The following is a 23,275-nucleotide window of genomic DNA, read 5'->3' as shown; positions in this document are numbered from 1 at the left end:
AAAAAAGACCGGCAGGAGCTTAAATCTCCTACCATCGAATTTTCAGCAATTATACCTTCGTTTACCAGCCGAAGCCGAATCCGGGCAGCGCGACTGCGCCAACGCCGACGAACGGATACGCGAACTCAGCGAACTCGTTGGTCTGCGCGAAGTCGGTGTGCGTGACTTCCTGGGTCTGCTCCACCGTCTGGCTAATGGACGGGAACGCCAGGTTCACCGGGCCAAAAGGCAGCACGTTGGCTGAGCCGACCAGAGAGACGCCGTCAACAGCGGCCGTACCGACAGTAGCGCCGAGCTCTGCACCATCCGTAAAGACGGGGAAATCGATGTCCAGTGTCTCGAAGTCGGATGCGAACGCAGTGTCCTGGTTGAAGGCGCTGGTCGTGCCGCTCTGCACGATCACCGGGAAACCGAACGAGGTCGCCACAAGGTTCGCAGATGCAGGCACCGCGATGAGAGCGATGGCCAGCACAAGCAGAAGTCCTTTCATAACCTTACTCATAAACTACCCTCCTCAATTGTTAATAGTAACTATAGTAAGCTTCAATTAAAATATTAGTATATAAAAAAACGAATATTGTACGATTTATTTGGTATTTATGCAGATAGTGTTTGTTAATATGGCTTAGCCCCTGATAGATGGAGCATATAAAAAGAAAAGAATAGTATTAATGAAGCTTGAACCGTGAGAAGTCAAAAAGGCTGCCCATGGCGCTCATGTCCGTTATCATGGGGCCCATCGCCAGGCCGGTATCCATTACCCCGGCCGATGGCGTGCCGGACATCAGGCCGTCGAACATGGGAAAGTCGATATTGATCGACTCCAGGTCCGTCATCGTGGCAATATCGTTACTATATGATACGGACTGCCCTGACTGGACCAGTACCGGGAAGCCGAACTGAAGCCCGGCCAGGCCGGCCGAAGCAGGCATCATGGCGGCCAGGCAGGCGGCCATGATCAAAATAGCGTGAATACTCCTCAACAAATACCCTCCTCACACATACTCATGTCGGACATGCGAAAATAAATACATAAGCGGCGTTTGAGGTGGATGAACTTACATACTGCCGGCATTGTCACGAACGTGATTAGCAGTGGACCGGAGAGTTTATTACGATTTATTGATGATAAATCATTATATATAGATAATCCAGTGGGCTGAATGTCGATAAAATGGGAGGTGGATGGTAATGACTGCAAGCGACACGGAATTGATCCGCATCGTCGTAGATTCCGATGAGTTCAAGAAAGCCGAAAGCATCAACGAAGTCTCGCGCATAGTCCGCCGTAACCTGAGAAAACGCATCATTGACATGCATATAGACGACAGCATGGACGTCGAGATGAGGGAGCGTATCGTGAGCAGGCACCTGGAGTGGATCACGATGAAGATCCTCCGGGAACTCGACGGCATCGTTATGCTGCCATCACACTTCGATGAGATCGAGGAGTTAGAGTCCGCCTGGAGAAAGTCCCAGACGGACATGCAACAACATTAAAAATAAATTACTTCTTTGCCGCGTTCGCGGCCTTCTTCTCTTCTTTCTTCTTCTTGCCCGCGCCCTCGCTCTTCGGGACGATCTCCTCGATGGGCTTGGGGCCGTATTCCTTGACCATGGCGTTTACCTGGACGAGCTCGCCGGCGATCTCGTTGCCGCGGAGCGTCTTGCGCCTCCTCATGCCCTCTTCCTTCGGGTGGTATCCGATGCCGCCCGAGACGAGCACCTTTCTCCGCCCCTGGCCAGGCAGGTCTCCCCTCATGGGGACCCCGTCCTTGTCCGAGCCGCCCGTGATGACGAGAGTATATCCAGTAAGGCCTGCGGCTTCGCCGTCGACCTCGGTGCCGATAGCCTTGCCGACGAACTTCGCGGTCTTAGGCCCGGCGATGTCGATGTTATACGCTTTTCCTGTCTTTGAGTCTGAAACTACTAGCTTGAAATCTGCCATTCACTTTTCTCCTGCGTCTTTAGAATACCGATGAAGTATTATAAGTTTTACGTCTCCCGTCTATAGTCCTTCTTATATAAGAAGGCTACGGGTCTTCCGGCCCGGAATTCAAAAATTCCGGCTTAATTGCAGGTATTCTCATAATATAAAAGTTGCGGTTTGGAGCGCGTTTTTATGGCGAGCTCATCGGTCTGTGCCTCGCCCGCCGCCCATGCCATATACTTCGACCTGATCCCTGGTATAGAGGCGGTAAACTCTGGTCAGGCCTCAGTACACGTATGATAGTGAGATCACTTCAAGGGATTACAGCCCATCGCATTGAGCGCCTCTGCCGCCCTCCATCGGACGTCAATGTCCTTGTCGTTGAGCGCTCTCTCAAGCACGTACACGGATCGCGAGTCTTTCAGCTTCCCGAGGGCAATTGCGGCGCTCGTCCTCACGAGAGAACTATTGTCCGAAATAGCGTCCATGAGGTACGTTATTGCCATTGTATCGTTCAGAGCGCCCATCGCTTCAACAGCCTCTGCGCGTATCTCCTCATCCCTTTCCTTAAGCTGCTCCACAAGATGACCGGTAACGCCGGTTTCGCCGGAGAGGCCCAGCATCTCGATGGCTGCCAGCCGTAATTCTTTATTCTCCGTAGTAAGCTCATCAAGCCAGTAGTCGATATCCATTTACATCACCGTTCCCGCAGACTCTGACGGTAGCTCGGCATCCGGGGGCTGTTGAGCTGTTTTTGTGTTGCCTTCGACCGGAGTGCCTGGCACTCCGTTTCAAATAATAATCTAATTATAAAACGATATAGGTTGACAACATGCAATACATATCATGTGTGTATGCCATGCGTACACACGGCACGGTAATATTTATAGAATAGAAAATATATTAGGTTATGGGGGCAGTCATTGAAAAAGTATCGGTTATCCACGACTATCTCAATAAGACATTATGGGTTGCTTAAGAAGCACATGTCGAAATATGAGACACAACAAAAGGTCATCGAAGCCGCACTCGAAAATCTGGATAATGACTCGAAGCAGATAACCGGTCTATCCGAAGAAGATGAGCTCTGGCTGCAGATAAAGAACATCAAATCGGTATGCGCTATTCAGAGAGAAAGCTTTAAAATATTGCTCGAGACGCTCAATATTGACAGGTACAGAGATCATGTAGCCGAAAAAAAGCCGCTTGAGTTCATCGTCGAGGTATATTATCAGAAGCCGCTCAGGGAATGTTCCTTAGTAGAGATCCTCGATGCATTGGTGGTGCTCTTTAAGGTTTCAAACCTGGTGGATACGGTGCAGTATTCCGATGATGGTGACCATTATACTCTTAAAATGACCCATGATTTCGGGTTCAACCATTCAAGATTGCTCAAAGTCTTGAATGAAGGCTTTTTCAGGAGTTATGGCGCTTATGCCGATTATATCGTATCGGATAGATCGCTCTTCATAAAGATATATAAAATTGACGTTAATCCAGTTTGATCGGCTTTTTTACATCATTGTGTCCCTTATACTGATGTCGATGGAGATGTGGCCCCCATGGGCGCAGATCTTTTCTGCACCTGACTTCATGCCATATAGCGCTTTTATATATATCTCGTCGAATGCGCCGCCGATATAGATGTCTGAAAAGAAGCTTCCGTCCCCCGAGGATACCGTATGTCGCCGGTCCATAGAGGATTCGATGAGCACGTCGGCACCGTTCACGTAATCCCCTTTTTCGTCGACGACCTGGCCATAAATAAGATGTACGGCCTGTGTGCCATAGTCCGTCGAGGTCATGATCGATGATATGAAAAAGGATAGGGGAAATGACGGTATCCGGCTCATATGAATAAATTATTAGTTCTTACTTTTATAGTTTGTTGTTAAAAGGCAAAAATATGTATTTTTTTGCGATATTTTTAAATATAATTTAGTTACAAGTGCCGGAAAAATAATTGTTTTCGCAGTATAAATACTTTCACGGAAACGTTTATGAATAAGAAGTGTGTAGCCTATTGGCGGTGAAACTGTTATGAGCGACCTATACGCTAATTCTCGATCGACCACGGATACGGCCGTCCGCAAGAAGGATGTCAATCCGACTAGCGGTATGTGCCCTATTTGTATAAAAGACTGTAAGATATTATGTGAAGTCGGCAAGTCGGCCCTCAGGGGACGCGAAGTATTGTACCCTGACACGGAATCCTTCGGCCACTCGACCGCATCGTCGAACAAGGACTACGGCCTGGACTGGTCGGACTTCCAGATCCTGACCGAGGCCCTGGGCGCGAAGGGGATCGAGCCCAACTCCGACGTTGCGACGTTCCCGAACGTCGACATCTCTACGGTGGCCGGCGGCGTGCACCTCAGCGTGCCGGTATTCACTGCCGGACTGGGCTCCACCGCCGTCGCGAAGAACTACTGGGACGGCCTGGCGGTCGGCGCGGCGATCTCGGGCTCGATGCAGGTCATCGGCGAGAACGTCTGCGGCATGGACATGGATGCCGTCATCACGAAGGGCAAGGTCACCAAGTCCCCGGACATGGACTTCCGCGTTAAGAGATTCAGGGACTTCTGGGACGGCAAGAACGGCAACATCGTCGTCCAGACCAACGTCGAGGACCAGAGGCTCGGCACTGACGTTTATGCATTATCAAAGCTCGAAGTAGACATCATCGAGAGGAAATGGGGCCAGGGCGCCAAGGCGATCGGCGGCGAGGTCAGGATCTACGACCTCAAGAAGGCGCAGGAGCTCAAGAAGAGAGGCTATATCGTCATCCCCGACCCCGAGGACCCCGCGGTCCAGAAGGCGTTCAAGGACGGCGCGTTCAAGACCTTCGAGAGGCACAGCCGTGTCGGCTTCCCCGAGTTCAAGGGCTTCGTCGAGGATATCGAGTGGCTCCGCGACCAGGGCGCGAAGAAGGTCTTCCTTAAGACCGGCGCGTACAGGCCCGCAACAACGGCTTTCACCCTCAAGTGCGCATCGGCGGCCCACATCGACCTGCTCACAATCGACGGTGCAGGCGGCGGCACGGGCATGAGCCCGGTCCCGATGATGAACGACTGTTCCACCCCGACCGTATACCTGCAGGCGCAGGTCATGAACTGCGTCAAGATCATGAAGGAGAACGGCATGTACGTCCCGGATATCGCCTTTGCGGGCGGATTCGTCAACGAGACGCAGATCTTCAAGTCCATGGCGATGTCCGACCTGGGCAGCGGCCCCACGGTCAAGGCCATAGCGATGGCCCGTGCTCCGATCACGGCGGTCATGAAGGCCACGTACTTCAACGAGCTTTCCAAGAAGAACGACCTGCCGTCGGGCTTTGCGAAAGTCTACACCTCGGACCCCGCGAAGTTCATGATCGCCTACAACGAGCTCGAGGAGAAGTTCGGCAAGGATGTCAAGAAGCTACCGCTGGGCGCAATCGGCCTGTACACCTACTGGCACGACCGCATCGGCGTGGGCTTACAGCAGCTCATGGCCGGCTCGCGCAAGTTCAAGCTTGACTGTATCGCCAGGAGCGACATCGCATCGATCTCCGAGCGTGCAACTCGCGTGACGGGCATCCCCCTGATCTCGGACATCGAGTCCGACCTGATGACTCGCATTCTGCTTGACGGTTCTTCGAATGGCTCGGCCGTTAAGTCCAAGATGACGAAGAAGCAGTCGGTCGCTGTCAAGAGCAGGATCAAGTAAATACGGATCAGGTACCCGTAAACGGGCGCCTGCCCTTATTTTATTTTTCTATTTAGCATTTTTTTAGTATTTTAAGAGCTTATATCCCGACGTATTTTTTCATGTAACGGATGATAATTATATTAATGTCCATTTGGATAATTACTTTTTAGAGGTACCACGAGTATGCCGCAGTCCGAAGTGAAAGATCCGATCTTACATCAGCTTGGAGAGCGTATAAAAGAGCTGACTGCCCTCCATACGACGGCGAAGGTATTTCAGAAGCGGAATACGCTGCCTGAGCTGCTGCAGGAGGTCGTATCGATCATTCCGCCGGCCTGGCAGTATCCCGAAGCGGCTGCAGCCCGTATCGTGCTCAACGGCATGGAATTTAAAACAAATAATTTCCGGGAGACCCGGTGGAAGCAAAGCGCGAGTTTCATTACGACCGATGGTAAGAACGGCGTCATCGATGTCTATTACCTCGAAGAAAAGCCCCCGGAATCCGAAGGCCCGTTCCTGGCAGAGGAAAGGAACCTGATCAATTCCCTGGCGGAAATGCTAAAGATCTACATGGATAAGAAGCTAGTGGAAGATGCCTTACTGGAGAGCGAAGAAAGGTTCCGGACGACCTTTGAGCATGCGGCAGTGGGCATTACGCATGTCGGGCTCGACGGGCGGTTCATTCGGGCCAATCGTAAATTTTGCGATATCATCGGCTATGACTGTAAGCAGGTCATCGGTAAACAGTTCCAGGATATCACCTGCAGGTACGATGTAGAAACGGAGGCCGAATATAAGGATAAGCTGTTGCAGGGCAGGATCCATACTTATTCCATTGAAAAGCGGGACATCAGGCAGGATGGAACGCCTGTTTGGGTAAATCAGACAGTCTCGCTGGTCCGGGAGCCTTCGGGGGAGCCTAAATATTTTATTTTCGTGATGGAGGACATTAGCGACCGTAAGCGTGCGGAGCAGGAGAGAAAAAAGCTGTTGCACGACATGGGAGAGCGTATCAAAGAATTGACCGCCATGTACCGGGCCATGGAGATCGTCCAGCAGGAAAAGCCGGTCCGGGAACTGCTGCAGGAGATCGTGGAAACGCTGCCCGATGCCTGGCAATATCCCGATGTCACCGCCGCCCGCATCATGTTCGAAGGCCATGAGTATAAGACAGCCGATTTTGTAAAGACAGAATGGAGCCAGGTCGCGTCTTTCCATACATACGATGCCCGGGACGGCCTCATTGAGGTAGTATACCTGGAGGACCGGCCGCCTGAAGCGGAAGGGCCGTTTCTGACCGAGGAGCGGGATCTGATCAATTCATTAGCACAGATATTGCGATCTTTCCTGAACCATAAAATGGCCGAGGACGCGCTGGCGGAAAGCGAAAAGCTCTACAGGACACTGGCGGAAGCGGCCCACGATATGGTCTATATCATCGACGAGAGCGAGCGGCTCGTTTACTTGAATGATTATGCGAGGGATATCATCGGCGAAGACCCGCACGAGTTCATCGGTAAACGGGCCAGGGGATTATACCCCCCTGAAACAGCCGAGCGGCATGAGTCGAGCGAAAGGCACGTTTGGGCGACGGGCGAGCCGGTTTATTTTGAAGAGTTTACCGAGTTCCCATCCAGGAGCCTGTGGACAGCAACGTGGCTCGTGCCGGTCAAGGGAAAAAACGGTGGAACGACTTCGTTGATGGGCATCGTCAGGGATATCGATGCCCGGAAGAGAGCCGAGGAAGCCATCGTCAACGCGGAAAAGGAAATTAGTAAATGTAAAAAAACACCATCATAAGCCAGTCATACCGTACTCAATGTTAATTAGCCTGCATAGAGGGCATATTTCTCCTGTCATAATAAACTTTTAACATCATCAGCTCACAATTCGCCAGCGTCGCGTATAGGTTCAGGATGAACACGATGGGGTCCCTGATGCCGTACCCGTAGACGGTCAGGCAAAATGAGCCCGCTACGAGGACCATCATGTAGTATATGGAAATGTCCTTTGCACTTTTTGTGCTTAAAAGCCTGTAGCACTGGGGCAGAAACGAGAACGATAAGAGGATGCTGCCGATGATGCCGAATACGGTTAGCTCGAGGACGACCATAAATAGCCCTAGCTTGATAGAAGCAGGCGGCTATAATAGGTTTTCGGTATTTAGAAGAGCAGGATCTCTAAGGCCAGTACTGCCGCCGATGCCAGTATGACGATGGGCGTCACTGTCAGCCCTATTTTAATGAACTCCGAGATGCCGGTGCTCCATTTTTCGATCCTGGCGCACTCGATCCAGAGGATGCCCGCCAGCGCACCGGTTATGGTGATGTTTGCCCCCAGGTTGCTTCCTATGACCAGCGAATACGCCATAGCCAGGGCCATCTCCGGAGTCATCGCGATGCTCGACGTGATGGGCACCATCATGGCGGTCATTGGGATGTTGTTGACCACATTGCACATGAAGGCCGAGGCCATGGATATGAAGAACGTGGCGTATACGGGGTTCTGGCCGACGATGGACAGGATGAAGCTGCCGATTATCGCATTGACGCCGCTGACCTCGAGGCCTTTTACCACGATGAACAGGGAGATGACGAAGACTACGACTCTCCAGGATATTCTTTTAGTTCGCAGGACGGGCTTGCGCTCGGCGATATAGATGGCTATGGCGCCGACGGTGGTCACGATGGAAAGGGGCAGCAGAAGCCAGTTGGCAAAGCCGCACCCGATGAGCACGAAGGCGAGCACGACAAGCCCGACAGCGACCATGGCTTTATTTTTGATGAGCGCCCCGGCATGCGTATCGTCCGCAACGGGATAGGACGCCTCCATCGAGCCCCTGAACATGTAATAGAATATTACATAATTGACGATGATGGCGGCCATCGTGGGCAGGAACATGTAGGCCGTAAAGTCGAAGTATCCCAGCTTGAACGCGTCGCCAATGAGGATGTTCGTGAGATTGCCTATGTAAAGGAACATAGAGGCGATGTTGGCCGCGAAGAAGAACGAGTACATGAAGGGCTTAGCATTGAGCCCTGCCCGCCGGCAGAATTTGAGTATGATGGGGGTCAGCGTGAGGATGGCGATGTCGTTCGACGTGAAAGCCGTAATGAAGCAGGTGACGGCGTAGGTATAGGTGAATAATTTACGGGTGTCGCCTCCGGCGAGGTGCATTGCCTTTACTGCGCAGTACTCGAAGAAGCCATAGTCATCTAAGAATGTGCTGATGACCATGAGCTCTATTAAAATGAGCACGACGTTCCACGTATTGACCAGGGGCGTGGCGTAAGCGGTGGAAAAGCCCAGCGCCTCAAGGATTTGGTGGGGCTGTAAAAAGGCCGCCATAAGCAGAGCCCCGATAAGGGCACCGGTGGCCTCGTTCAACTTCCACGGCCTCACCATGATGAGGAAGTACGTGATGATAAAAACGATAATTTCGCCGATCATGCCCTATCTGCCCGCGGATACGACCCCAGCACCTTTAGTGTCGTACACTTATCCTTTAGGGCAGATATAGCTTCCCGTAATTCCAGGTCTTTCTCATGGCCCTCCACGTCGATGAAGAACCAGTAGTCGCCTAATAGTTTTTTAGAGGGTCGGGACTCGATGCGGGTCATGTTGATCGAGCGTCGGGCGAACTCCCCTAAGAAGTCATATAGCGCCCCGGGCCTATCGCGGTCGAGGTAAACGGCCAGCGACGTCTTATCATGGCCCGTGGGAGACGGCTTATGCCTGCCGAGAACGATGAACCGGGTATAATTGGCGGCGTAGTCCTGGATGCCTTCCCTGAGCACTTTCAGCCCGTACTTTTGGGCGGATTCCGAGCACCCGATGGCCGCCATTTCCGGAAACTCCTGCGCCAGGCGTGCCGCATGCGACGTGCTCCCCGTCGTCCGTACTTCCGCCTTCGGGAAGTGCTCATGGATATAATGCCTGCACTGGCCCAGGCCCTGGGGGTGCGATATGATGATCTTTATGTCTTTCAAGCTGCCGCGGGACATGAGACACTGCCTGACGGGCAGGACTTCCTCACCCACGATGGGCGAGCGTATCTCGAGTAGAGCATCCATGACGACGCCCACGGGGCCCTCGACCGAGTTCTCGATGGGCACGATGCTCTCGTCGCAAGAGCCATCATCGACCGCACGGGTCGCACACTCCATGTCGTCCATGAAAATAAGCTGAGCTCCGGGAGACCACTTTTTAGCCGCCATTTCCGAGAACGTGCCTTCGGGGCCCAATAGTCCGAGCTTCATCAGTAACAAAATTAGTACGACGTATATTTAACTATAATCATAAAATACGCTAAGTCGAAGGCGGCTTAGCGCTCTTAAGGCATTCCTCATAATCCTTGCATACGCGGGCATATTCGGCGTCCATGAAGGCCTTCAGCTTGGCCAGGGCCTTCAGCTTTTCGTCGGGCTCGAGAGCGTTCATAAGCGCCTTACCTTTCTTCGTCAGCAGAATAGTCAAATGGTCGGGATTCACTCTCTCTGCTTCCAGCAGGGAAGAAATGAAGGCGTTGATGAACGACTCGAAATCCCTGTCGCTCGCCTCGAGGAGCGCTACTCCTTCCTTAGATATTTGATATACCCGTCGTACCCTCTCCCCGTCCTTCTCCTCCCATGACGTAATGTAGCCGTCGGTCTCAAGGCGGTTAAGGAGCTTATAGATGGCTGAGTGGGATGGTCTCCAGTGGCCCTGAGTGTGGCGCTCGATGTCCTGCATGAGCATGTACCCGTGCTTCGGATTTGTGCGGAGGAGCATCAGCACGAAGTAGTTCAGGCTTGCTCTGCTGGGGTTTTCAAAGAACGTGGGGATCGCCACGGACATGATCGTTAATATATATTCCGGCGTTTTATATTTTGGTAGTACATGTTTTGGAAAATCATATGTGGGGGGATTTTTTTAGCAGTTTCTGAGATGACTTATGGTTAAAATCCAATGAGAGCCCGGCCCAGGAGAAGCACGACGGGCCATATGATAAATTCGGCATCGGCAAGTGTATAGGAGATCATCCTGAGGTTTTTATCGTTAACTACTCTGGCTTTTCTCAGATAGTAGAGGTCGTAAAAATAAAAGACGAGCAGCGACAGCCCGAACGCAGGGATGATGTTGAAATAAACGCCAAGGATGAGAGGGATAAAAGAAAAAATGTTCAGCACGTTTAAAAATTTTAGAGTCTTCTCCCGGCCCAGGAGGACTGGGAGCGTCTTCAGGCCCCGGGCGCTGTCACTCTCGACGTCCTTAATGTCGAAAAAGGTCACGTTAATGATCCCCCTGAGAAAGATAAAGCTGAACATCAGCACCGAGAAAACGCCCCATGTGACGGAGTAGTGGAAGTTGAACAGGAACGCTCCGGCCAGCGCCCACACGGCGGCGATGTAGACGCCTTTAAAGCCAGGGATCTGCTTTGTAAGGTCCTTGAACACGATCGTGTACAGTATCCCGCAGGACAACAAGATCAAGACGAAAATAGTGAACACGTAGTTAGCGAAAAGAAGTAACAAAAGTATCAAAAGCGACATATAGACCCCAAAAAGGACCGGGTAGAGCTTTACCTTTTTACCCAGGTGGCCGGACCTCTCGGGATTGGTGGCCACGTCCTTTTCGAGCTCTTCATAATAATTATAGCTGTAAACGACCAGCGGGACCAGGTATGCGATAAGAAGCACCGGCCAGTCGACGGCAAGGCCCAGGAGCAGGGATACGGACAGGACGAAGGCGGGACAGCCCAGCGAGGTCAGGTACCCGCCGTAAATGAACTCGTCCTTGACCTGGAAAAACAGGCGTTGAAAGCGTAACAACAAGCCGGCGATGCGAGCGTAGGCACTGCTTTCAACGTTAACCTGTTCCACCCTATTACCCCCCTCAAATTAGATAATTTTAAACCAGACGTTATTGTCAATTGGCGAATTCCTTTAAGGACTCAAGTTCTTTATCGATGCGTATAGACTCGCTGTCGACGAAAGCCTTGAGCCTGCTGAGGACACGGTACCGCCTGTGGGGCTCGAAGCACTTCGTGATCTCCTTGCCCTTCTCAGTAAGCAGCGTGGTGATGTGGTCCTGCTTGATATCCTCTTTCGCCTCGAGGAGCGACGATATGAAGGCGTTCATGTAGAACTCGAACTCCCGCTCGCTCTCGTCGATGAGCTTTTCGCCGTTCTCGGTGATCTTGTAGACCCTACGGCCCCTTTCTCCATCCTTCTCTTCCCAGGACGTGATGTATCCCGCCTCTTCAAAACCGTTCAATAGCTTATATATGGCCGAATGCGACGGCTTCCAGCCTCCTTCCGTGTGGCGCTCGATGTCCTGCATGAGCATGTACCCGTGCTTGGGAGAGCTTTTCAGCAGCATGAGCACGAGATAATTAAGGCTTGCCCTGGTAGGGTTCTCGAAGAATGCGGCAGTTTCGGAGGACATGATTAGATATTATTATCGAGTATATTATATAATTTGGCTGTACATGTTTTCAAAAAACATATTGTGAGGGATTTTTTTCACAGGTTTTGCTTTTTTGGCCCCTCCATACGCCTTTTTACCGGTAGTTCTTGAAGGGGTCCGGCACCAGGCTGATCACGATATCGCCCGACTTATAGTATCGGGCCTGGCCGATAGGGCCTCCTTTGCTCGTGTAGATGTTGTACATTTGAGGATCCATAGCGGCCGTGATCTCCCGCTGCTCGACCTTGCCCCCGGCCTTAAGGTACTCGTCCACGTTATCGATATACACGGATTTTCCCGGCTCGTCGAACAGGATGTGCGGCGTCTGGCCCGGCATGTACATGAACGTGTGGCCATAAGCCTTGATAGTCTCCGGCTTCTGCTCCTGGATAGTCTGAGTCGGGGCATGTTTCGCGGCCGGCTTCGGGCCTTTCGAGGCCTCCTCGAACTCACGGCGCTGCTCCTTGATCCTGTAGGCGAACTCGTCTATCGGGCCGCGCTCGGTCTCCGGCTTTTTCGGGGCGCCCGCCTTCTGCGCTTCCTCGAACTCACGGCGCTGCTCCTTGATCCTGTCCACGACTTCCCCAACATAACCCTTGTCGGATGTCTTGCTCTGGCCCATGTACTCGCGCTCCCGCTGGGCTTTGAGCTTCGCCTCGTTCTCCCGGGCAGCCCACTCCCGCTCCCGGGCCGCCTTCGCCTTTGCCTCGTTCTCCCGCGCTATCTTTTCCATCTCGGCCTGCCTTTGCTCGGCTTTGTACTGGGACCGCTGGCCTTTGATCGTCTTTATGAAATCGTCAAGTATCCCCATATCCGGTCACATTAGAGGAAAGTCCGTGCCCGGATTTAATCGTTACACGTATTTTCCGCCGAACGGCGTGCGCGAGCCGTTACACCGTAAAAACGAGCGTTTTCTAGTAATATTTGGCGCGGGCCGGAAGCGATAGATTTATTTAGTTTACCGTGCTACTATGGCACATACTAGCATGGTGCATATTAATGATGACGATCGGTAAGCGCATAAGATTCGAGCGAATAAAGGATAGAAAAAGCGGGAACAGCCTGATAATCCCGGTGGACCACGGCATATCCATAGGGCCGGTGAAAGGCATCACGGACCTGGCGGATACGGTGGAGAAGGTGGCGGAAGGCGGCGCAAATGCTGTCTTAATGCAGAAAGGCATGGTGCCCCACGGCCACAGGGGCTACGGCCGCGACATCGGCCTCATCGTGCATATGAGCGCCTCGACCTCGCTCGCGCCCGATCCCAACAATAAGGTGCAGGTATGTACCGTTGAGGAGTGTATGAAGATGGGCGCCGACGCCGTGAGCGTCCACATCAACGTTGGCAGCGATACCGAGAGCGACCAGCTTAAAATTTTGGGGTGCACGGCAGAGCGCTGCGCTTTCTGGGGCATTCCCCTGATAGCCATGATGTACCCGCGTGGCGCTTCCATCAAGAACCAGCACGACCCCGAAGTGGTGGCTCACGCTGCCCGGGCCGGCGCCGAGCTGGGCGCCGACGTTGTCAAGACCAACTACACAGGCAGTCCCGACACGTTCAAAGAAGTGGTAAAAGGGTGCCCCGTTCCCATTATCATCGCCGGCGGCCCGAAGATGGGCTCGGACATCGAATTATTACAGATGATCGAGGAGGCCATCGGCGCCGGGGCGAGGGGGGCGGCTATCGGCAGAAACGTATTTCAGCATGAATCCCCAACCACTATAACAAGGGCTATCTCCCGGGTCGTCCACGAGGGCTGGACGGCGGCGGACGCCTTTAAGGAGATGCGATGAGTAAGCTTGTCTGGGTCGACGTCTTTCAGGACTCGTGGAGTGAGGCGAAGGATAAGGTGACTGCCGCGCTCGAGTCCGGCGCCGATGCGATCCTTGCGAATGCCGAATTTTCTGACCGGATCAGGGAACTGGGTAAGATCAAGGTCGCCGGCTTTGGGTCCGGTGTGGACATCCTTACCGTGGGTATCGGCTCCGAGGGCGACGGCACTACGCCACTTCCGGAGAAGCTTCAGGATTCTAAAGACCTGGCCAGGGCTAAAGAGCTGAAAAAGAAGGGAAAGCCCGTCGCAGCGTTCGTGAGCCTGCAGGGCAAAGAGTATGAGCGGCTTGCAGCCATGCTGGGCAAGGTCTGCGATCATCTAATTATCGAGGGTAAGGACTGGAAGGTCATTCCCCTGGAGAATCTTATAGCGGAGCTGCAGGGATCACATGTGAAGATCATCGCCCGGGCGGAGAGCGCTGAAGAGGCATCGGTGGCACTGCAGACGCTGGAGAAGGGCGCCGACGGGATACTGGTCCGTGCTAGCCCTGCTAAGATCAAAAGTATCGCTAAGGCGGTCGCCTCTAAGCGGGAAAAGCTGTCGCTGATGGCGGCGACGATCAAGGACATAAAAGAGGCCGGAATGGGCGATAGAGTGTGTATCGATACGTGCTCATTAATGAGGCCGGGCGAGGGCATGCTCATCGGCAACCAGTCCGGCGGGCTGTTCCTGATACAGTCGGAGGCCGAGGAAAGCCCGTATGTGGCCAGCAGGCCTTTCCGCGTCAACGCCGGGGCCGTACACGAGTATGTGCTCGTCGATGAAAAGACGCGATACCTTTCTGAGCTAAAGAGCGGCGACCCTGCGCTGATCATCGATAAGGACGGGGAAGCCAGGAAAGCGACAGTAGGCCGCGTGAAGATCGAGCGGAGGCCCCTCCTGTACGTTGAGGCCGAGGCCGATGGAAAGCCCGTATCCGCGATCCTCCAGAACGCCGAGACCATCAAGCTCGTCGGCGCGGATGGGGGCTCCATACCCGTAACGAAGCTGAAGGCGGGGGATAAGGTGCTCGTACGGGTGGAGAGCACGGGGCGGCACTTCGGCATGAAGATCGACGAAACGATAATAGAAAAATAGCGCCTCCCAAAAGGCTTATTTTAAGAGCCGCCAAAATAGTAGGCCGTGTCGAAAAAGAGAATTGAAGAAAAACGGCAGAAGCAGCATAAAAAGACCCGTCTTTATGCGGTTATCGGCTCGATAGTGCTTGTCGTCGTCGTTGGCTTTTTTTTATTCGCTTGGATGAATCAGGTTTCGCTGGACAAGAACCTGAAGCTATGGTATATCGATTCCTCGGGTAAGCTGAACTTCAGCGACCGTGGGCCCGTCAACGGCCGCGTCGTCTCGACTGAATCGGCTAATAATTACACGCTCCAGAAGATCGTTTATGAGAGCTTCGGGGATAATGTCTTTGCGCTTTTACGAGTACCAAAGAATGTTACGAAGCCCCCCGTTGTCGTCGTGATGCCTGCGGCATCGATCACGAAAGAGGCTGACGAGGCGACAGCCGTGGCGCTGTGCAACATGGGCTACGCGTCGCTGACACTGGACGCCCGCGGCATTGGCGATACCGGCGGCGATGCCCAGAATGACTGGGCTACCGGCTTCGGGAAGTTCGAGAGCGGCGGCGACCCGGCCCAGTACAAGCAGGTCTACGATGCGCTGAAAGGCCTGGATTATGTGAAGTCCAGGAGCGATCTCGACGGCAATAATGTGAGCATTCTCGGCGAGAGTATTGGCGGCATGTGGGCCATCGTGGCCGCCGGCATTGAGCCGTCATTCAAGGGCGTCGTCACAATAAGCGCAAGCGATTTTGACTTTAACGATACGTCGGACGCCAATGCCACTCGCTTCATTAATGCCGTTATGCCCTCGAAATATCTGGACAGCCTGACTCCGCGTAAGATCGCCATGTTCCAGTTTGATAATGACTCCGTGACGCTGATGGCGGACGGTAAGGCGCTCTACGATAAGGCTTTAGAGCCCAAAGCGTGGCACCAGTATAATGGCTCTGTCCACGGCCTCTGGAGCCCGGTGATCGCTGACGACGTCCATCAAGAGCTGATCGGCATGCTGGGTCGATAGTCATGGATACACAAGACCTGACAAGGGAGTATCTCAGCAGTTCTCAATTGCACGATGGCTCCTGGGGCCGTGGTGAGCCGGTGATCTGTGCCAGGGCGCTATACGCTCTTCAAGGTCATGCGCCCGAGGATATTATCATCAAGGGCCTGAAGTACCTGGAAAGCACACAGGAGCCCGACGGCCATTTCGGGCGAAAGCCCGGGACCTATACGGACGCTGCGAACACCGCCTATACCATGATCGTCCTGAATCGTTTTGATTACGGGAAGGCAAGCTTACCCATCAGTAAGGGCATCATGTGGCTCCTGGAGAACCAGAATGAGGATGGCTCATGGGGCCCTAACGCCCATAAGAAGGGATTTACGACCACCCTGTGCCTGCGGGCGCTCCATACTTTTTATCTTAGCGGCATCCGCAGATTCGCTAAAGGGCTCGACTACTCGATGGAATATGTAAAGTCCCTGTCTTTTGAGGACGAGCCAGTAACCCATGTCTACGGCCCGGTCCTCAACCTGATGCGCATCGGCTATCTCGACGATGTCATTAAGGAAAAGTTCATCGAGTACTCGTGGACCGTCGCCCGGGATTCGATCGGTGACGGCCGTATCTCCGACGTAGCGTCCCTGCTTGGAACGCTAAAAGCGCTGGAAGAGGAAGAGATCTCATCGGTCATAGAGGAATGGCTACCCGCCGTGCAAAACGCTGATGGGGGGTTCGGTAAGATCGTCGATACGCCGTCTGACCCGGGAACGACTGCGCTCGTCTTACTCGCTTTTTCCAATAAGTTTTAATTAATTTTGATTCTTCCGCGGTTTTGGGATGAATATTTCCTATGAAAGATTCTCGAAAAGAGGAGATATCAAAGGATATTTTCAATTTCGAGAAATTTTCATCTATTATGCACGAGCCCACGGCTCATACGCGTTTTTTATCCTTTTCTAGTTATGCCGTCGTTGAGTGGTCCAACCACAGGGGCACGGAGCGCACGGGAGTTACACAGAGTTATTTTTTAATAATTTGAGACTCAGAGAGCTCAGAGCCCGGTTTATTAGTTTGCCTGGGGCACAGAGTTTATTGAGGCCCGGTTGACCAATAAACAATAATGCGGTTTATCCTCGCCAGTGCCTCTTTCAACTCCGTGCCCCGGGAAAGTTATAAACCCGTCCCCTGTGCCCTCCGAGCCTCCATTTATAAGAAAACTCCGTGAAACTCAGCGCTCTCCGTGCCCCTGTGGTTGGAATACTCAACGACGGCATAACATAAAAACGAGCGAAGGCATCAGCCAAAGCAATATATCATCCCAAAAACGCACAAGAACCTTAATTTTTAATTCATGGCGGGCAGCAAGATCACGAAACGACTGCCTTTTTTATAATCCCCGGACACACGGTCCTCGGCCCACACAGTCCCATGATAGCTATCGACCAGGGACTTTACGAGATACAGGCCCAGGCCCTTTCCCGCCACACGCGTCGGCCCGCGCTGGAACCTGGTAAATAACCGTTCTTTAAGCTCTGGCGATATGCCCGGGCCGTTATCCTCGATGGACACCTTATAAAAGTCTCGGCCTTCCTTCGTGACTTTGTCGATACTAACGTTAATCGTCAAAGGGCCGGTAGAATGCTTGATCGCGTTCCCGATGATATTCATGAACACGTCCCTGAGCAGAACGTTCGCCATTACAAAACTGCCAGGCCTGGCGGCGCAATTGATCGTCACGGCTTTGCCGGGGGCGCCGACGAACTGGGCACAAACCTCTCCCAGCATTATCCCGGCGTCAACCCTTTCCAGGGTCATCTCGGGGATCAGCTGGAGCTTTTGCACGTTCCCGATCAGCCTGGAGCTGTTATCCAGCGACTCCAGGGCCTTTTCGATCTTGTGCTTTACGGCCTCGTCGAGGCCCGGGCTGCTGAGCGCCAGCTCGAGATAGCCGATGCCTATTTGATTCATGTTGTTGATATCATGGCCCATGAGCTCCAGGTACATCTCAGCCTGCCTCTTTGCCTCCTGTAGCTGTTCTTCCGCACGCTTGCGATCGGTGATGTCCTCGAGCGTTTCCACCGCGCCGATAATGGCCCCTTCCTCGTCTCGTATAACGGCCGCCGTGAAATAAAGCCACTTCCCGCCTTCCCCGAGTTCGGGGAATATGCCCGTGGCCGCGTATGCGCCCTCCACCAGCTCAGAACGGCTGTAGTTGCCGTCATACCACCTGGGTATTTCGCTTATGGCGCCGTCCACGAGCAGGTCGGCCATGCAGGGCCTCTTATTCTTATAGAACGCCTTCCACTGGCAGTCGGTACCAATGATGTCCTCGGCCTTGATGCCGCTGTATTTTTCCAGGGCGGTGTTCCAGGATATGACCTTGTGGTTCTTGTCGATGACGAACTGTGGGATGGGAGAGCCTGTGAGTATGCCCTTTACGATAGGGTCGAGCCGCTCTCTGCAAAAATTGTGTATCTTATCGAGCCTCTTGCGCTCCGCATTTTCGTCAGGCATCGTATATTATTTTATTTTGTCGCATTTTAATTTTGCCCGGCGGATTCGGCGCTTTTCTACCTATGGAAAAGTTTTAACCTTTGATGCGCGATTATCGTGCCAGTGATATTTTATCATGAGGATCGGGGTCATCGCGCTGCAGGGTAACGTGGAGGAGCACGTCGACGCCCTGTCGAGGGTCTTTGACGGCGAGGTCGTGAAGATCAAGCATAAGGGCATCGTGCCCTCGTGCGACGCCATCGTCATTCCCGGCGGGGAGAGCACTACTCTATGCCGCCTCGCGTGGTCCGAGGGCATAGCGCAGGAGATCATTGCCCGTGCCCACGCTGGCATGCCTATTTTGGGCACCTGTGCCGGCCTTATTTTGCTGGCTTCCCGTGGCGACGATGAGGTCCGTAAGACGGGGCAGAAGCTGCTCGGTCTCATGGATACAACGGTCGACCGTAATGCTTTCGGACGTCAGCGTGAGTCCTTCGAGGCGGCGCTTGAGCTTCCTTTTATTAATAATGGGCCCTTCGACGCCGTGTTCATCCGTGCGCCTGCGATTATTTCTGCCGGCGATGGTGTCGAAGTGCTTGCGCGCCTTGATGATTTTATTGTGGCCGCGAAGCAGGGTAATATCGTGGCGCTGGCGTTTCATCCTGAGCTGACGAACGATACACGGGTCCACGAGTACTTTATGGAAATAGTCAAGAATCAATCTGAGAATTAGCTCAATATTTCCTATGTGTGCTAGTTTGTTTGGTCGGTATCACGAACATCTCCAAAGGAATTAAACCACTAATTTTTCTTTTTAGATTTTTCTCACTAAGCCTCTAAGCCTCGAACTCACCGTCAATGCCCGAACTCTCAAACACTCTGGGCAGTGCTCTAAGTCTCTAACGCGCTAACCCGAAAAGAAGTCTCTAAAGCTCGAATACACGTTCGAAACGCTAAACGATGGAGCACTAACACTCTAAGAGCCCGGTCATTCCCCAGAATTTTTGGGTGTTTAGGGTCGTTGGCGTTTTAGCCGAGCCTTAGAGAGTTGGTGCAAGCTCGTTTAGCGTTTCAAACGTGATTTAGAGCCTTAGAGCGTTCTTTTCGGGTTTGAGGCTTCGAGAATTCGAGCAATGCCCCGAGTATTAGAGAGTTCGTGCGTTGACGGTGTTTTAGCGGCTCAGGGATTTAGTGAGTAAAAATTAAAAAAGAATTAGTGGTTTAATTCCTTTGGAGATGTTCGAGATACCGACCAAACTGATTGCGCGTTATTCAATATCCAACGGCGATTCCTAAAATATCCTTTTTACCGCCATGCACATCCCGCGCGATTTGGGCAAGCCCAATGGCAGCAGATAATTTACCCAGCACCTTGATGTCCTTCTTCAACAGGCCCGACATACGGTCGACCACCAGGTCCATGGACCCGACGGAGCCGGCAGTAAATACGGCAGCATCGGGGATGAGCATCAAGAAGGAAGCGACCTCCATGGCGGCGAAGACGGCGATGGTATCGAAAGCCCACAGCGCGTCCCGGTCGTTCATTTCGAGAGCCGCCTGCAGTGCATTCAAGTCTTTATAAGGTATGAGCTTGGTCACACCCGCCGTGGAAAAAGCATCATTAGCGGTCATCAGGCCGGCATCGACATCACGGATAGCCTGCAGGTCAAGCGGCCCGTGGTGGACCCCCGGGGCGAAGATACAGGCATCAATGGCACCAAGCATCTTCAGGTCACGGACGCCCATAGTTACAGTGTTGGAGCTGATGTCGGAGACGATGAAGTCCCTGTCATCGGCGGCCAGGTAAGCGTTATAGGCGATGCCCAGCTTTTCCGGGCTGGCGCCGTGGGAATAGACGCGGAAGCAGGGGTCGCCGTAGTTGCGGCGATGGATGCCCGGGATGACGACGGCAGGGATACCGGACGATGCGATAGCATCGTAGACGTTGGTGCCGCCGCCGATGTGGACGCCGGCGCCCTCGCGGCTTATGACACCACGGTTCTTGACATTACCGATAGGAGTAATTTCAGAGATACCGTCGCCCATAGAATAGTTAACGCCGATGAGCTCGATATCATCCTTTTTAACGTTAAAGCTCTTTAAAATGGAATCGACGATCTGTTCCTGTGACATATCGCGGGCCTGCTTCCTCGAAAGCTCGAACCATTGGCCTTCAGTATCAGCAAAGCGAATGCCCGTAGTGCCGTGGTCTATGCCGATGAACACGATGGGGACCTTCCATATGCAGTTGCGCTAAAACCTAATAACGTTTACCTCGCACATGAGAAAGGATATTAACGTATAAATGAAACTAAGTGGCGGAGTTTTGTTATTGGTAGAGCTTACGCCCTTGCTCGACGCCCCGGCGCTCATCGTCAAGAACGAAGACACGTCGCTGGTCATCGCCGACGTCCACCTGGGCATCGAGTACGACCTGTACTATAGTGGCATTAACATCCCGTCGCAGATAGCGGGGCGCATGGACCGCATCAGGGGCTATATCGGCGAGGCCGACCCTGACCGTATTATTCTTTTAGGCGATATCAAGCATAACGTTCCCAGGACGTCCTTCCAGGAAGTGGACGAGGTCCCCATGTTCCTTAACGAGCTCGCGAAAAGCGCTATCGTGGAGATCATCCCTGGCAACCATGACGGGGGTATAGAGAAGCTTATCCCGAGCAACCCGGATATTAAATTGCGTGATTCGAGGGGCGCCATTATCGACGGCGTGGCCTACTTCCACGGGCATACCTGGCCGGACCCGTCGCTGTTAAAGTGCAAGCACTGGGTGATGTCCCACAACCACCCTACGATCAAGCTTACGGACAACGTTGGCCATACGATCACGAGGCAGGCGTGGATACGGGCGAAGCTTGACGAAAGCGCGGTAAAGGCGAACTACAAGCCCGAAGAGTTCGAATGGTCGGACCCGGAAGTATACATCGTGCCCTCGTTCAACGAACTATGCGGCGGCATCGCCTTTAATGAGTCCTGGCACGATGACCTGCTGGGGCCGCTTTTCACCTCGCACGCCATCCACCTCGAGGAAGCCCAGGTGTACCTGCTCGACGGCACCTTCATGGGCACCGTTGACAACCTCCGGAAATATTCCCGTGAGAAGTTCAAGGTCCCTACGAATAAGCCCAGGAAATATCGGCGCCGGAAGCATTACAGGCCTTGAGCTTGCTTTATGGCCGCGGATGCTTTCTCGCGTATCGCCGCGGAACGCTTAGCAAGCATATCGGCACCGGAGAGCGCCTTTTTCAGGTCATCCTTCGCCACGGACCACGACGGCTCATCGAAGTCCTCATGCTCTTCAAAATAAGCCTTCGTATGCTCAAAGTGCACGTCCCGCTTCGCCATCAGCTCATGATCAGTCGCCAGCGGCTCCTCGGAATCAGGCATCGCCAGTATGGCACAGCTCGGAATGGCCCGGACGCTCTTCTTTAAAATGGTAACGGGCAGCAGCGAGGACTCGGGAAAAACGCTGCAGCCGATGGGCTTGAACGAGTGAATGCCGCACAGCTTATCCTTAAGAAATGGGCAGCCCTCCGGGGCAAGAATAACCGGATAGCGAAAACCACCGGGAGTCACCACAACGGCACAGAAACGATTAAAAAAATCAGATGGACTCAAACCCAGACCACTGCTAATATTCTCAATATCAAGAAGAGACACGGCATAGTAAGGGTCACGCTTACAGCAAAGGCCGCAGCACAAGCACTCGAAGTCCGGCATAACCTATCAACATGACTACTCGCTATTGTTATAAAACGGTTGCCGGCCCTTGCATAATATTTGCCTTAACATATTATACATCGGTTTTTATCATAATATGTGGGTGTTGCGGATGTTTCCTATGAACGAAGATAAAATGATCGAGACCATAGAGAGAGCCAGCCCATCGGTAGTCAATATAAACACCGTGAGGCTCGTTCACGATTATTATATGAACGTCGTGCCGTTGAGGGGAATGGGGTCGGGCGTCATCATCGATCCCGGCGGGCTCATACTTACCAATAACCACATCGTAGAGCAGTCCGAGAGCATCGAGGTGACGCTGTTCGACTCCCGGAAGTTCCCGGGGAAGCTCATCGGCACGGACAGGCTGACCGACATCGCTGTCGTAAAGGTCGAGGGGGACAACCTGCCTGCTGCAACGCTGGGCGAGTCGGACGGGGTTAAGGTGGGGCAGATGGCCATCGCCATCGGCAACCCGTTCGGGTTCTTCCTTCAGGGGCCGACCGTTACGGTGGGAGTCATCAGCGCCCTCAAGCGGACCATCCAGGCAGAGCAGGGCGTCTTCGAGAACCTCATCCAGACGGACGCACACATCAATCCCGGCAACAGCGGCGGGCCTCTCATCAACGCCAGAGGAGAGGTCATCGGCATCAACTCGGCCAACATACCGTTCGCCCAGGGCATCGGCTTCTCGATCCCCATCTCGTCGGCAAAGCGCATCGTGGACGAGCTGATAAAGTACGGCAAAGTCATCAGGCCGTGGCTCGGCATCCTCGGCGTGGGAGTCAACCCCCAGATCGCCCAGTACTATAAGCTGCCCTCGGACAAGGGAATTCTTGTCACAAGGGTGTTCGAGAACAGCCCCGCTTTCAACGCGGGCATCGAGCCGGGAGACATGATCGTCGAGGCAGACCACAAGGACATCACCGACATGAACGAGCTGACGAAAGAGCTCAGGGAGAAAAAAGTGGGTGATACAATGTCGGTCAGAGTGCAGAGGGGACCGCAGGTAGGCGACATCGACATGAAGCTGGCGGAAGGCCCGTCATAAAATTAGAAAGGCCGGGCGTAT

The 23,275-nt window shown here is 53.2% G+C and carries 26 protein-coding genes; 11 read left to right on the top strand and 15 right to left on the bottom strand.

The features are described from left to right. Positions 1 to 61: 61 nt before the first annotated feature. Positions 62 to 502 carry a hypothetical protein gene (locus MCP_RS08515; protein ID WP_012900436.1) on the bottom strand — a complete coding sequence of 147 codons (441 nt, stop codon included), beginning with the start codon at positions 500 to 502 and terminating at the stop codon, positions 62 to 64. Between the two features lie 166 nt (positions 503 to 668). Beyond that, positions 669 to 983, bottom strand: coding sequence for a hypothetical protein (locus MCP_RS08510; protein ID WP_128860002.1), 315 nt, complete (start codon positions 981 to 983; stop codon positions 669 to 671). A gap of 208 nt (positions 984 to 1,191) precedes the next feature. On the opposite strand from MCP_RS08510, the gene MCP_RS08505 reads away from it, so the two are divergent. Continuing rightward, on the top strand, positions 1,192 to 1,500 hold the full coding sequence (locus MCP_RS08505; protein WP_012900434.1) for a hypothetical protein: 309 nt from the start codon (positions 1,192 to 1,194) through the stop codon (positions 1,498 to 1,500). Between the two features lie 7 nt (positions 1,501 to 1,507). Here MCP_RS08505 and MCP_RS08500 read toward each other — a convergent pair whose 3' ends face one another. Both MCP_RS08500 and MCP_RS08495 read right to left on the bottom strand, forming a co-directional pair. After that, complete coding sequence (locus MCP_RS08500) at positions 1,508 to 1,948, bottom strand: 30S ribosomal protein S6e (protein ID WP_012900433.1); 441 nt, start codon at positions 1,946 to 1,948, stop codon at positions 1,508 to 1,510. A gap of 290 nt (positions 1,949 to 2,238) precedes the next feature. Further along, entirely contained in the window at positions 2,239 to 2,622 is a 384-nt protein-coding gene (locus MCP_RS08495) for a HEAT repeat domain-containing protein (protein WP_012900432.1), read from the bottom strand. A 279-nt stretch (positions 2,623 to 2,901) separates the two neighbouring features. Here MCP_RS08495 and MCP_RS08490 point away from each other — a divergent pair, with 279 nt between their 5' ends. Next, on the top strand, positions 2,902 to 3,435 hold the full coding sequence (locus tag MCP_RS08490; RefSeq protein ID WP_128860001.1) for a hypothetical protein: 534 nt from the start codon (positions 2,902 to 2,904) through the stop codon (positions 3,433 to 3,435). A gap of 9 nt (positions 3,436 to 3,444) precedes the next feature. On the opposite strand, the gene MCP_RS08485 is transcribed toward MCP_RS08490, so the two are convergent. After that, the gene (locus MCP_RS08485; RefSeq protein ID WP_012900430.1) at positions 3,445 to 3,783 is read right to left on the bottom strand and encodes a hypothetical protein; all 339 of its coding nucleotides are present in this window, start codon (positions 3,781 to 3,783) and stop codon (positions 3,445 to 3,447) included. Between the two features lie 187 nt (positions 3,784 to 3,970). Between MCP_RS08485 and MCP_RS08480 the strand changes: the two genes are divergently transcribed. Continuing rightward, entirely contained in the window at positions 3,971 to 5,638 is a 1,668-nt protein-coding gene (locus MCP_RS08480) for a glutamate synthase-related protein (protein WP_012900429.1), read from the top strand. Between the two features lie 180 nt (positions 5,639 to 5,818). Next, a complete protein-coding gene (locus tag MCP_RS08475; protein ID WP_158301474.1) occupies positions 5,819 to 7,420 on the top strand; it encodes a PAS domain-containing protein in 1,602 nt (533 codons plus the stop codon). A 22-nt stretch (positions 7,421 to 7,442) separates the two neighbouring features. Here the strand turns inward: MCP_RS08475 and MCP_RS08470 are convergent, their stop codons facing one another. From MCP_RS08470 to MCP_RS08440, 7 genes are all read right to left on the bottom strand, one after another. Further along, positions 7,443 to 7,733: a SemiSWEET family sugar transporter gene (locus MCP_RS08470; protein WP_012900427.1), complete on the bottom strand. Its 291-nt coding sequence runs from the start codon at positions 7,731 to 7,733 to the stop codon at positions 7,443 to 7,445. A gap of 50 nt (positions 7,734 to 7,783) precedes the next feature. Next, the gene (locus MCP_RS08465) at positions 7,784 to 9,070 is read right to left on the bottom strand and encodes an SLC13 family permease (protein ID WP_012900426.1); all 1,287 of its coding nucleotides are present in this window, start codon (positions 9,068 to 9,070) and stop codon (positions 7,784 to 7,786) included. Then, positions 9,067 to 9,879 carry a prephenate dehydratase gene (pheA, locus tag MCP_RS08460; protein ID WP_012900425.1) on the bottom strand — a complete coding sequence of 271 codons (813 nt, stop codon included), beginning with the start codon at positions 9,877 to 9,879 and terminating at the stop codon, positions 9,067 to 9,069. Before pheA ends, MCP_RS08465 begins: the two co-directional genes overlap by 4 nt. 49 nt (positions 9,880 to 9,928) lie before the next feature. After that, on the bottom strand, positions 9,929 to 10,456 hold the full coding sequence (locus MCP_RS08455) for a PadR family transcriptional regulator (RefSeq protein WP_012900424.1): 528 nt from the start codon (positions 10,454 to 10,456) through the stop codon (positions 9,929 to 9,931). A gap of 101 nt (positions 10,457 to 10,557) precedes the next feature. Then, positions 10,558 to 11,481, bottom strand: coding sequence for a UbiA family prenyltransferase (locus MCP_RS08450; RefSeq protein WP_012900423.1), 924 nt, complete (start codon positions 11,479 to 11,481; stop codon positions 10,558 to 10,560). A gap of 46 nt (positions 11,482 to 11,527) precedes the next feature. Further along, entirely contained in the window at positions 11,528 to 12,046 is a 519-nt protein-coding gene (locus MCP_RS08445) for a PadR family transcriptional regulator (protein ID WP_012900422.1), read from the bottom strand. A gap of 115 nt (positions 12,047 to 12,161) precedes the next feature. Further along, positions 12,162 to 12,878, bottom strand: a complete 717-nt coding sequence (locus MCP_RS08440; RefSeq protein WP_012900421.1) for a hypothetical protein — start codon at positions 12,876 to 12,878, stop codon at positions 12,162 to 12,164. 188 nt (positions 12,879 to 13,066) lie between these two features. On the opposite strand from MCP_RS08440, the gene MCP_RS08435 reads away from it, so the two are divergent. The 4 genes from MCP_RS08435 to MCP_RS08420 all read left to right on the top strand — a co-directional run bounded on the left by MCP_RS08435 (position 13,067) and on the right by MCP_RS08420 (position 16,778). Continuing rightward, positions 13,067 to 13,864 (top strand): 2-amino-3,7-dideoxy-D-threo-hept-6-ulosonate synthase, encoded by a 798-nt coding sequence (locus tag MCP_RS08435; protein WP_128860000.1) that lies wholly within the window; start codon positions 13,067 to 13,069, stop codon positions 13,862 to 13,864. After that, on the top strand, positions 13,861 to 14,982 hold the full coding sequence (locus tag MCP_RS08430) for a 3-dehydroquinate synthase II (protein ID WP_012900419.1): 1,122 nt from the start codon (positions 13,861 to 13,863) through the stop codon (positions 14,980 to 14,982). The genes MCP_RS08435 and MCP_RS08430 overlap by 4 nt, the downstream gene beginning before the upstream one ends. Positions 14,983 to 15,144: 162 nt before the next feature. Further along, complete coding sequence (locus MCP_RS08425) at positions 15,145 to 15,987, top strand: alpha/beta hydrolase (protein ID WP_231845040.1); 843 nt, start codon at positions 15,145 to 15,147, stop codon at positions 15,985 to 15,987. A 2-nt stretch (positions 15,988 to 15,989) separates the two neighbouring features. Further along, positions 15,990 to 16,778, top strand: a complete 789-nt coding sequence (locus MCP_RS08420; RefSeq protein WP_012900417.1) for a prenyltransferase/squalene oxidase repeat-containing protein — start codon at positions 15,990 to 15,992, stop codon at positions 16,776 to 16,778. Between the two features lie 535 nt (positions 16,779 to 17,313). On the opposite strand, the gene MCP_RS08415 is transcribed toward MCP_RS08420, so the two are convergent. After that, positions 17,314 to 18,483 carry a PAS domain-containing sensor histidine kinase gene (locus MCP_RS08415; protein WP_012900416.1) on the bottom strand — a complete coding sequence of 390 codons (1,170 nt, stop codon included), beginning with the start codon at positions 18,481 to 18,483 and terminating at the stop codon, positions 17,314 to 17,316. Positions 18,484 to 18,598: 115 nt separating this feature from the next. Here MCP_RS08415 and pdxT point away from each other — a divergent pair, with 115 nt between their 5' ends. After that, a complete protein-coding gene (gene pdxT, locus MCP_RS08410; protein ID WP_012900415.1) occupies positions 18,599 to 19,195 on the top strand; it encodes a pyridoxal 5'-phosphate synthase glutaminase subunit PdxT in 597 nt (198 codons plus the stop codon). Positions 19,196 to 19,734: 539 nt separating this feature from the next. On the opposite strand, the gene MCP_RS08405 is transcribed toward pdxT, so the two are convergent. Further along, on the bottom strand, positions 19,735 to 20,688 hold the full coding sequence (locus MCP_RS08405) for a methanogenesis marker 12 protein (protein WP_012900414.1): 954 nt from the start codon (positions 20,686 to 20,688) through the stop codon (positions 19,735 to 19,737). Between the two features lie 106 nt (positions 20,689 to 20,794). On the opposite strand from MCP_RS08405, the gene MCP_RS08400 reads away from it, so the two are divergent. After that, the gene (locus MCP_RS08400; RefSeq protein WP_012900413.1) at positions 20,795 to 21,643 is read left to right on the top strand and encodes a metallophosphoesterase; all 849 of its coding nucleotides are present in this window, start codon (positions 20,795 to 20,797) and stop codon (positions 21,641 to 21,643) included. On the opposite strand, the gene MCP_RS08395 is transcribed toward MCP_RS08400, so the two are convergent. Beyond that, positions 21,631 to 22,200 (bottom strand): YkgJ family cysteine cluster protein, encoded by a 570-nt coding sequence (locus MCP_RS08395; protein WP_012900412.1) that lies wholly within the window; start codon positions 22,198 to 22,200, stop codon positions 21,631 to 21,633. The genes MCP_RS08400 and MCP_RS08395 overlap by 13 nt on opposite strands. 121 nt (positions 22,201 to 22,321) lie before the next feature. On the opposite strand from MCP_RS08395, the gene MCP_RS08390 reads away from it, so the two are divergent. After that, positions 22,322 to 23,254: a S1C family serine protease gene (locus MCP_RS08390; RefSeq protein WP_231845039.1), complete on the top strand. Its 933-nt coding sequence runs from the start codon at positions 22,322 to 22,324 to the stop codon at positions 23,252 to 23,254. The last annotated feature ends 21 nt before the right edge of the window (positions 23,255 to 23,275 follow it).

Origin of the sequence: Methanocella paludicola SANAE, assembly GCF_000011005.1 — an archaeon.
Taxonomy (GTDB): Archaea; Halobacteriota; Methanocellia; order Methanocellales; family Methanocellaceae; genus Methanocella; species Methanocella paludicola.
This window is presented reverse-complemented; position numbering and strand designations above follow the sequence as displayed.

Coding starts and splice junctions, on each gene's coding strand:
- MCP_RS08455 (WP_012900424.1), bottom strand. CDS start 10,456: ATGTCCGTGGCGATCCCCACGTTCTTTGAAAACCCCAGCAGAGCAAGC.
- MCP_RS08505 (WP_012900434.1), top strand. CDS start 1,192: ATGACTGCAAGCGACACGGAATTGATCCGCATCGTCGTAGATTCCGAT.
- MCP_RS08500 (WP_012900433.1), bottom strand. CDS start 1,948: ATGGCAGATTTCAAGCTAGTAGTTTCAGACTCAAAGACAGGAAAAGCG.
- MCP_RS08435 (WP_128860000.1), top strand. CDS start 13,067: ATGATGACGATCGGTAAGCGCATAAGATTCGAGCGAATAAAGGATAGA.
- MCP_RS08395 (WP_012900412.1), bottom strand. CDS start 22,200: ATGCCGGACTTCGAGTGCTTGTGCTGCGGCCTTTGCTGTAAGCGTGAC.
- MCP_RS08465 (WP_012900426.1), bottom strand. CDS start 9,070: ATGATCGGCGAAATTATCGTTTTTATCATCACGTACTTCCTCATCATG.
- MCP_RS08470 (WP_012900427.1), bottom strand. CDS start 7,733: ATGGTCGTCCTCGAGCTAACCGTATTCGGCATCATCGGCAGCATCCTC.
- MCP_RS08415 (WP_012900416.1), bottom strand. CDS start 18,483: ATGCCTGACGAAAATGCGGAGCGCAAGAGGCTCGATAAGATACACAAT.
- MCP_RS08495 (WP_012900432.1), bottom strand. CDS start 2,622: ATGGATATCGACTACTGGCTTGATGAGCTTACTACGGAGAATAAAGAA.
- MCP_RS08485 (WP_012900430.1), bottom strand. CDS start 3,783: ATGAGCCGGATACCGTCATTTCCCCTATCCTTTTTCATATCATCGATC.
- pdxT (WP_012900415.1), top strand. CDS start 18,599: ATGAGGATCGGGGTCATCGCGCTGCAGGGTAACGTGGAGGAGCACGTC.
- MCP_RS08425 (WP_231845040.1), top strand. CDS start 15,145: ATGAATCAGGTTTCGCTGGACAAGAACCTGAAGCTATGGTATATCGAT.
- pheA (WP_012900425.1), bottom strand. CDS start 9,879: ATGAAGCTCGGACTATTGGGCCCCGAAGGCACGTTCTCGGAAATGGCG.
- MCP_RS08390 (WP_231845039.1), top strand. CDS start 22,322: ATGAACGAAGATAAAATGATCGAGACCATAGAGAGAGCCAGCCCATCG.
- MCP_RS08480 (WP_012900429.1), top strand. CDS start 3,971: ATGAGCGACCTATACGCTAATTCTCGATCGACCACGGATACGGCCGTC.
- MCP_RS08430 (WP_012900419.1), top strand. CDS start 13,861: ATGAGTAAGCTTGTCTGGGTCGACGTCTTTCAGGACTCGTGGAGTGAG.
- MCP_RS08420 (WP_012900417.1), top strand. CDS start 15,990: ATGGATACACAAGACCTGACAAGGGAGTATCTCAGCAGTTCTCAATTG.
- MCP_RS08445 (WP_012900422.1), bottom strand. CDS start 12,046: ATGTCCTCCGAAACTGCCGCATTCTTCGAGAACCCTACCAGGGCAAGC.
- MCP_RS08515 (WP_012900436.1), bottom strand. CDS start 502: ATGAGTAAGGTTATGAAAGGACTTCTGCTTGTGCTGGCCATCGCTCTC.
- MCP_RS08440 (WP_012900421.1), bottom strand. CDS start 12,878: ATGGGGATACTTGACGATTTCATAAAGACGATCAAAGGCCAGCGGTCC.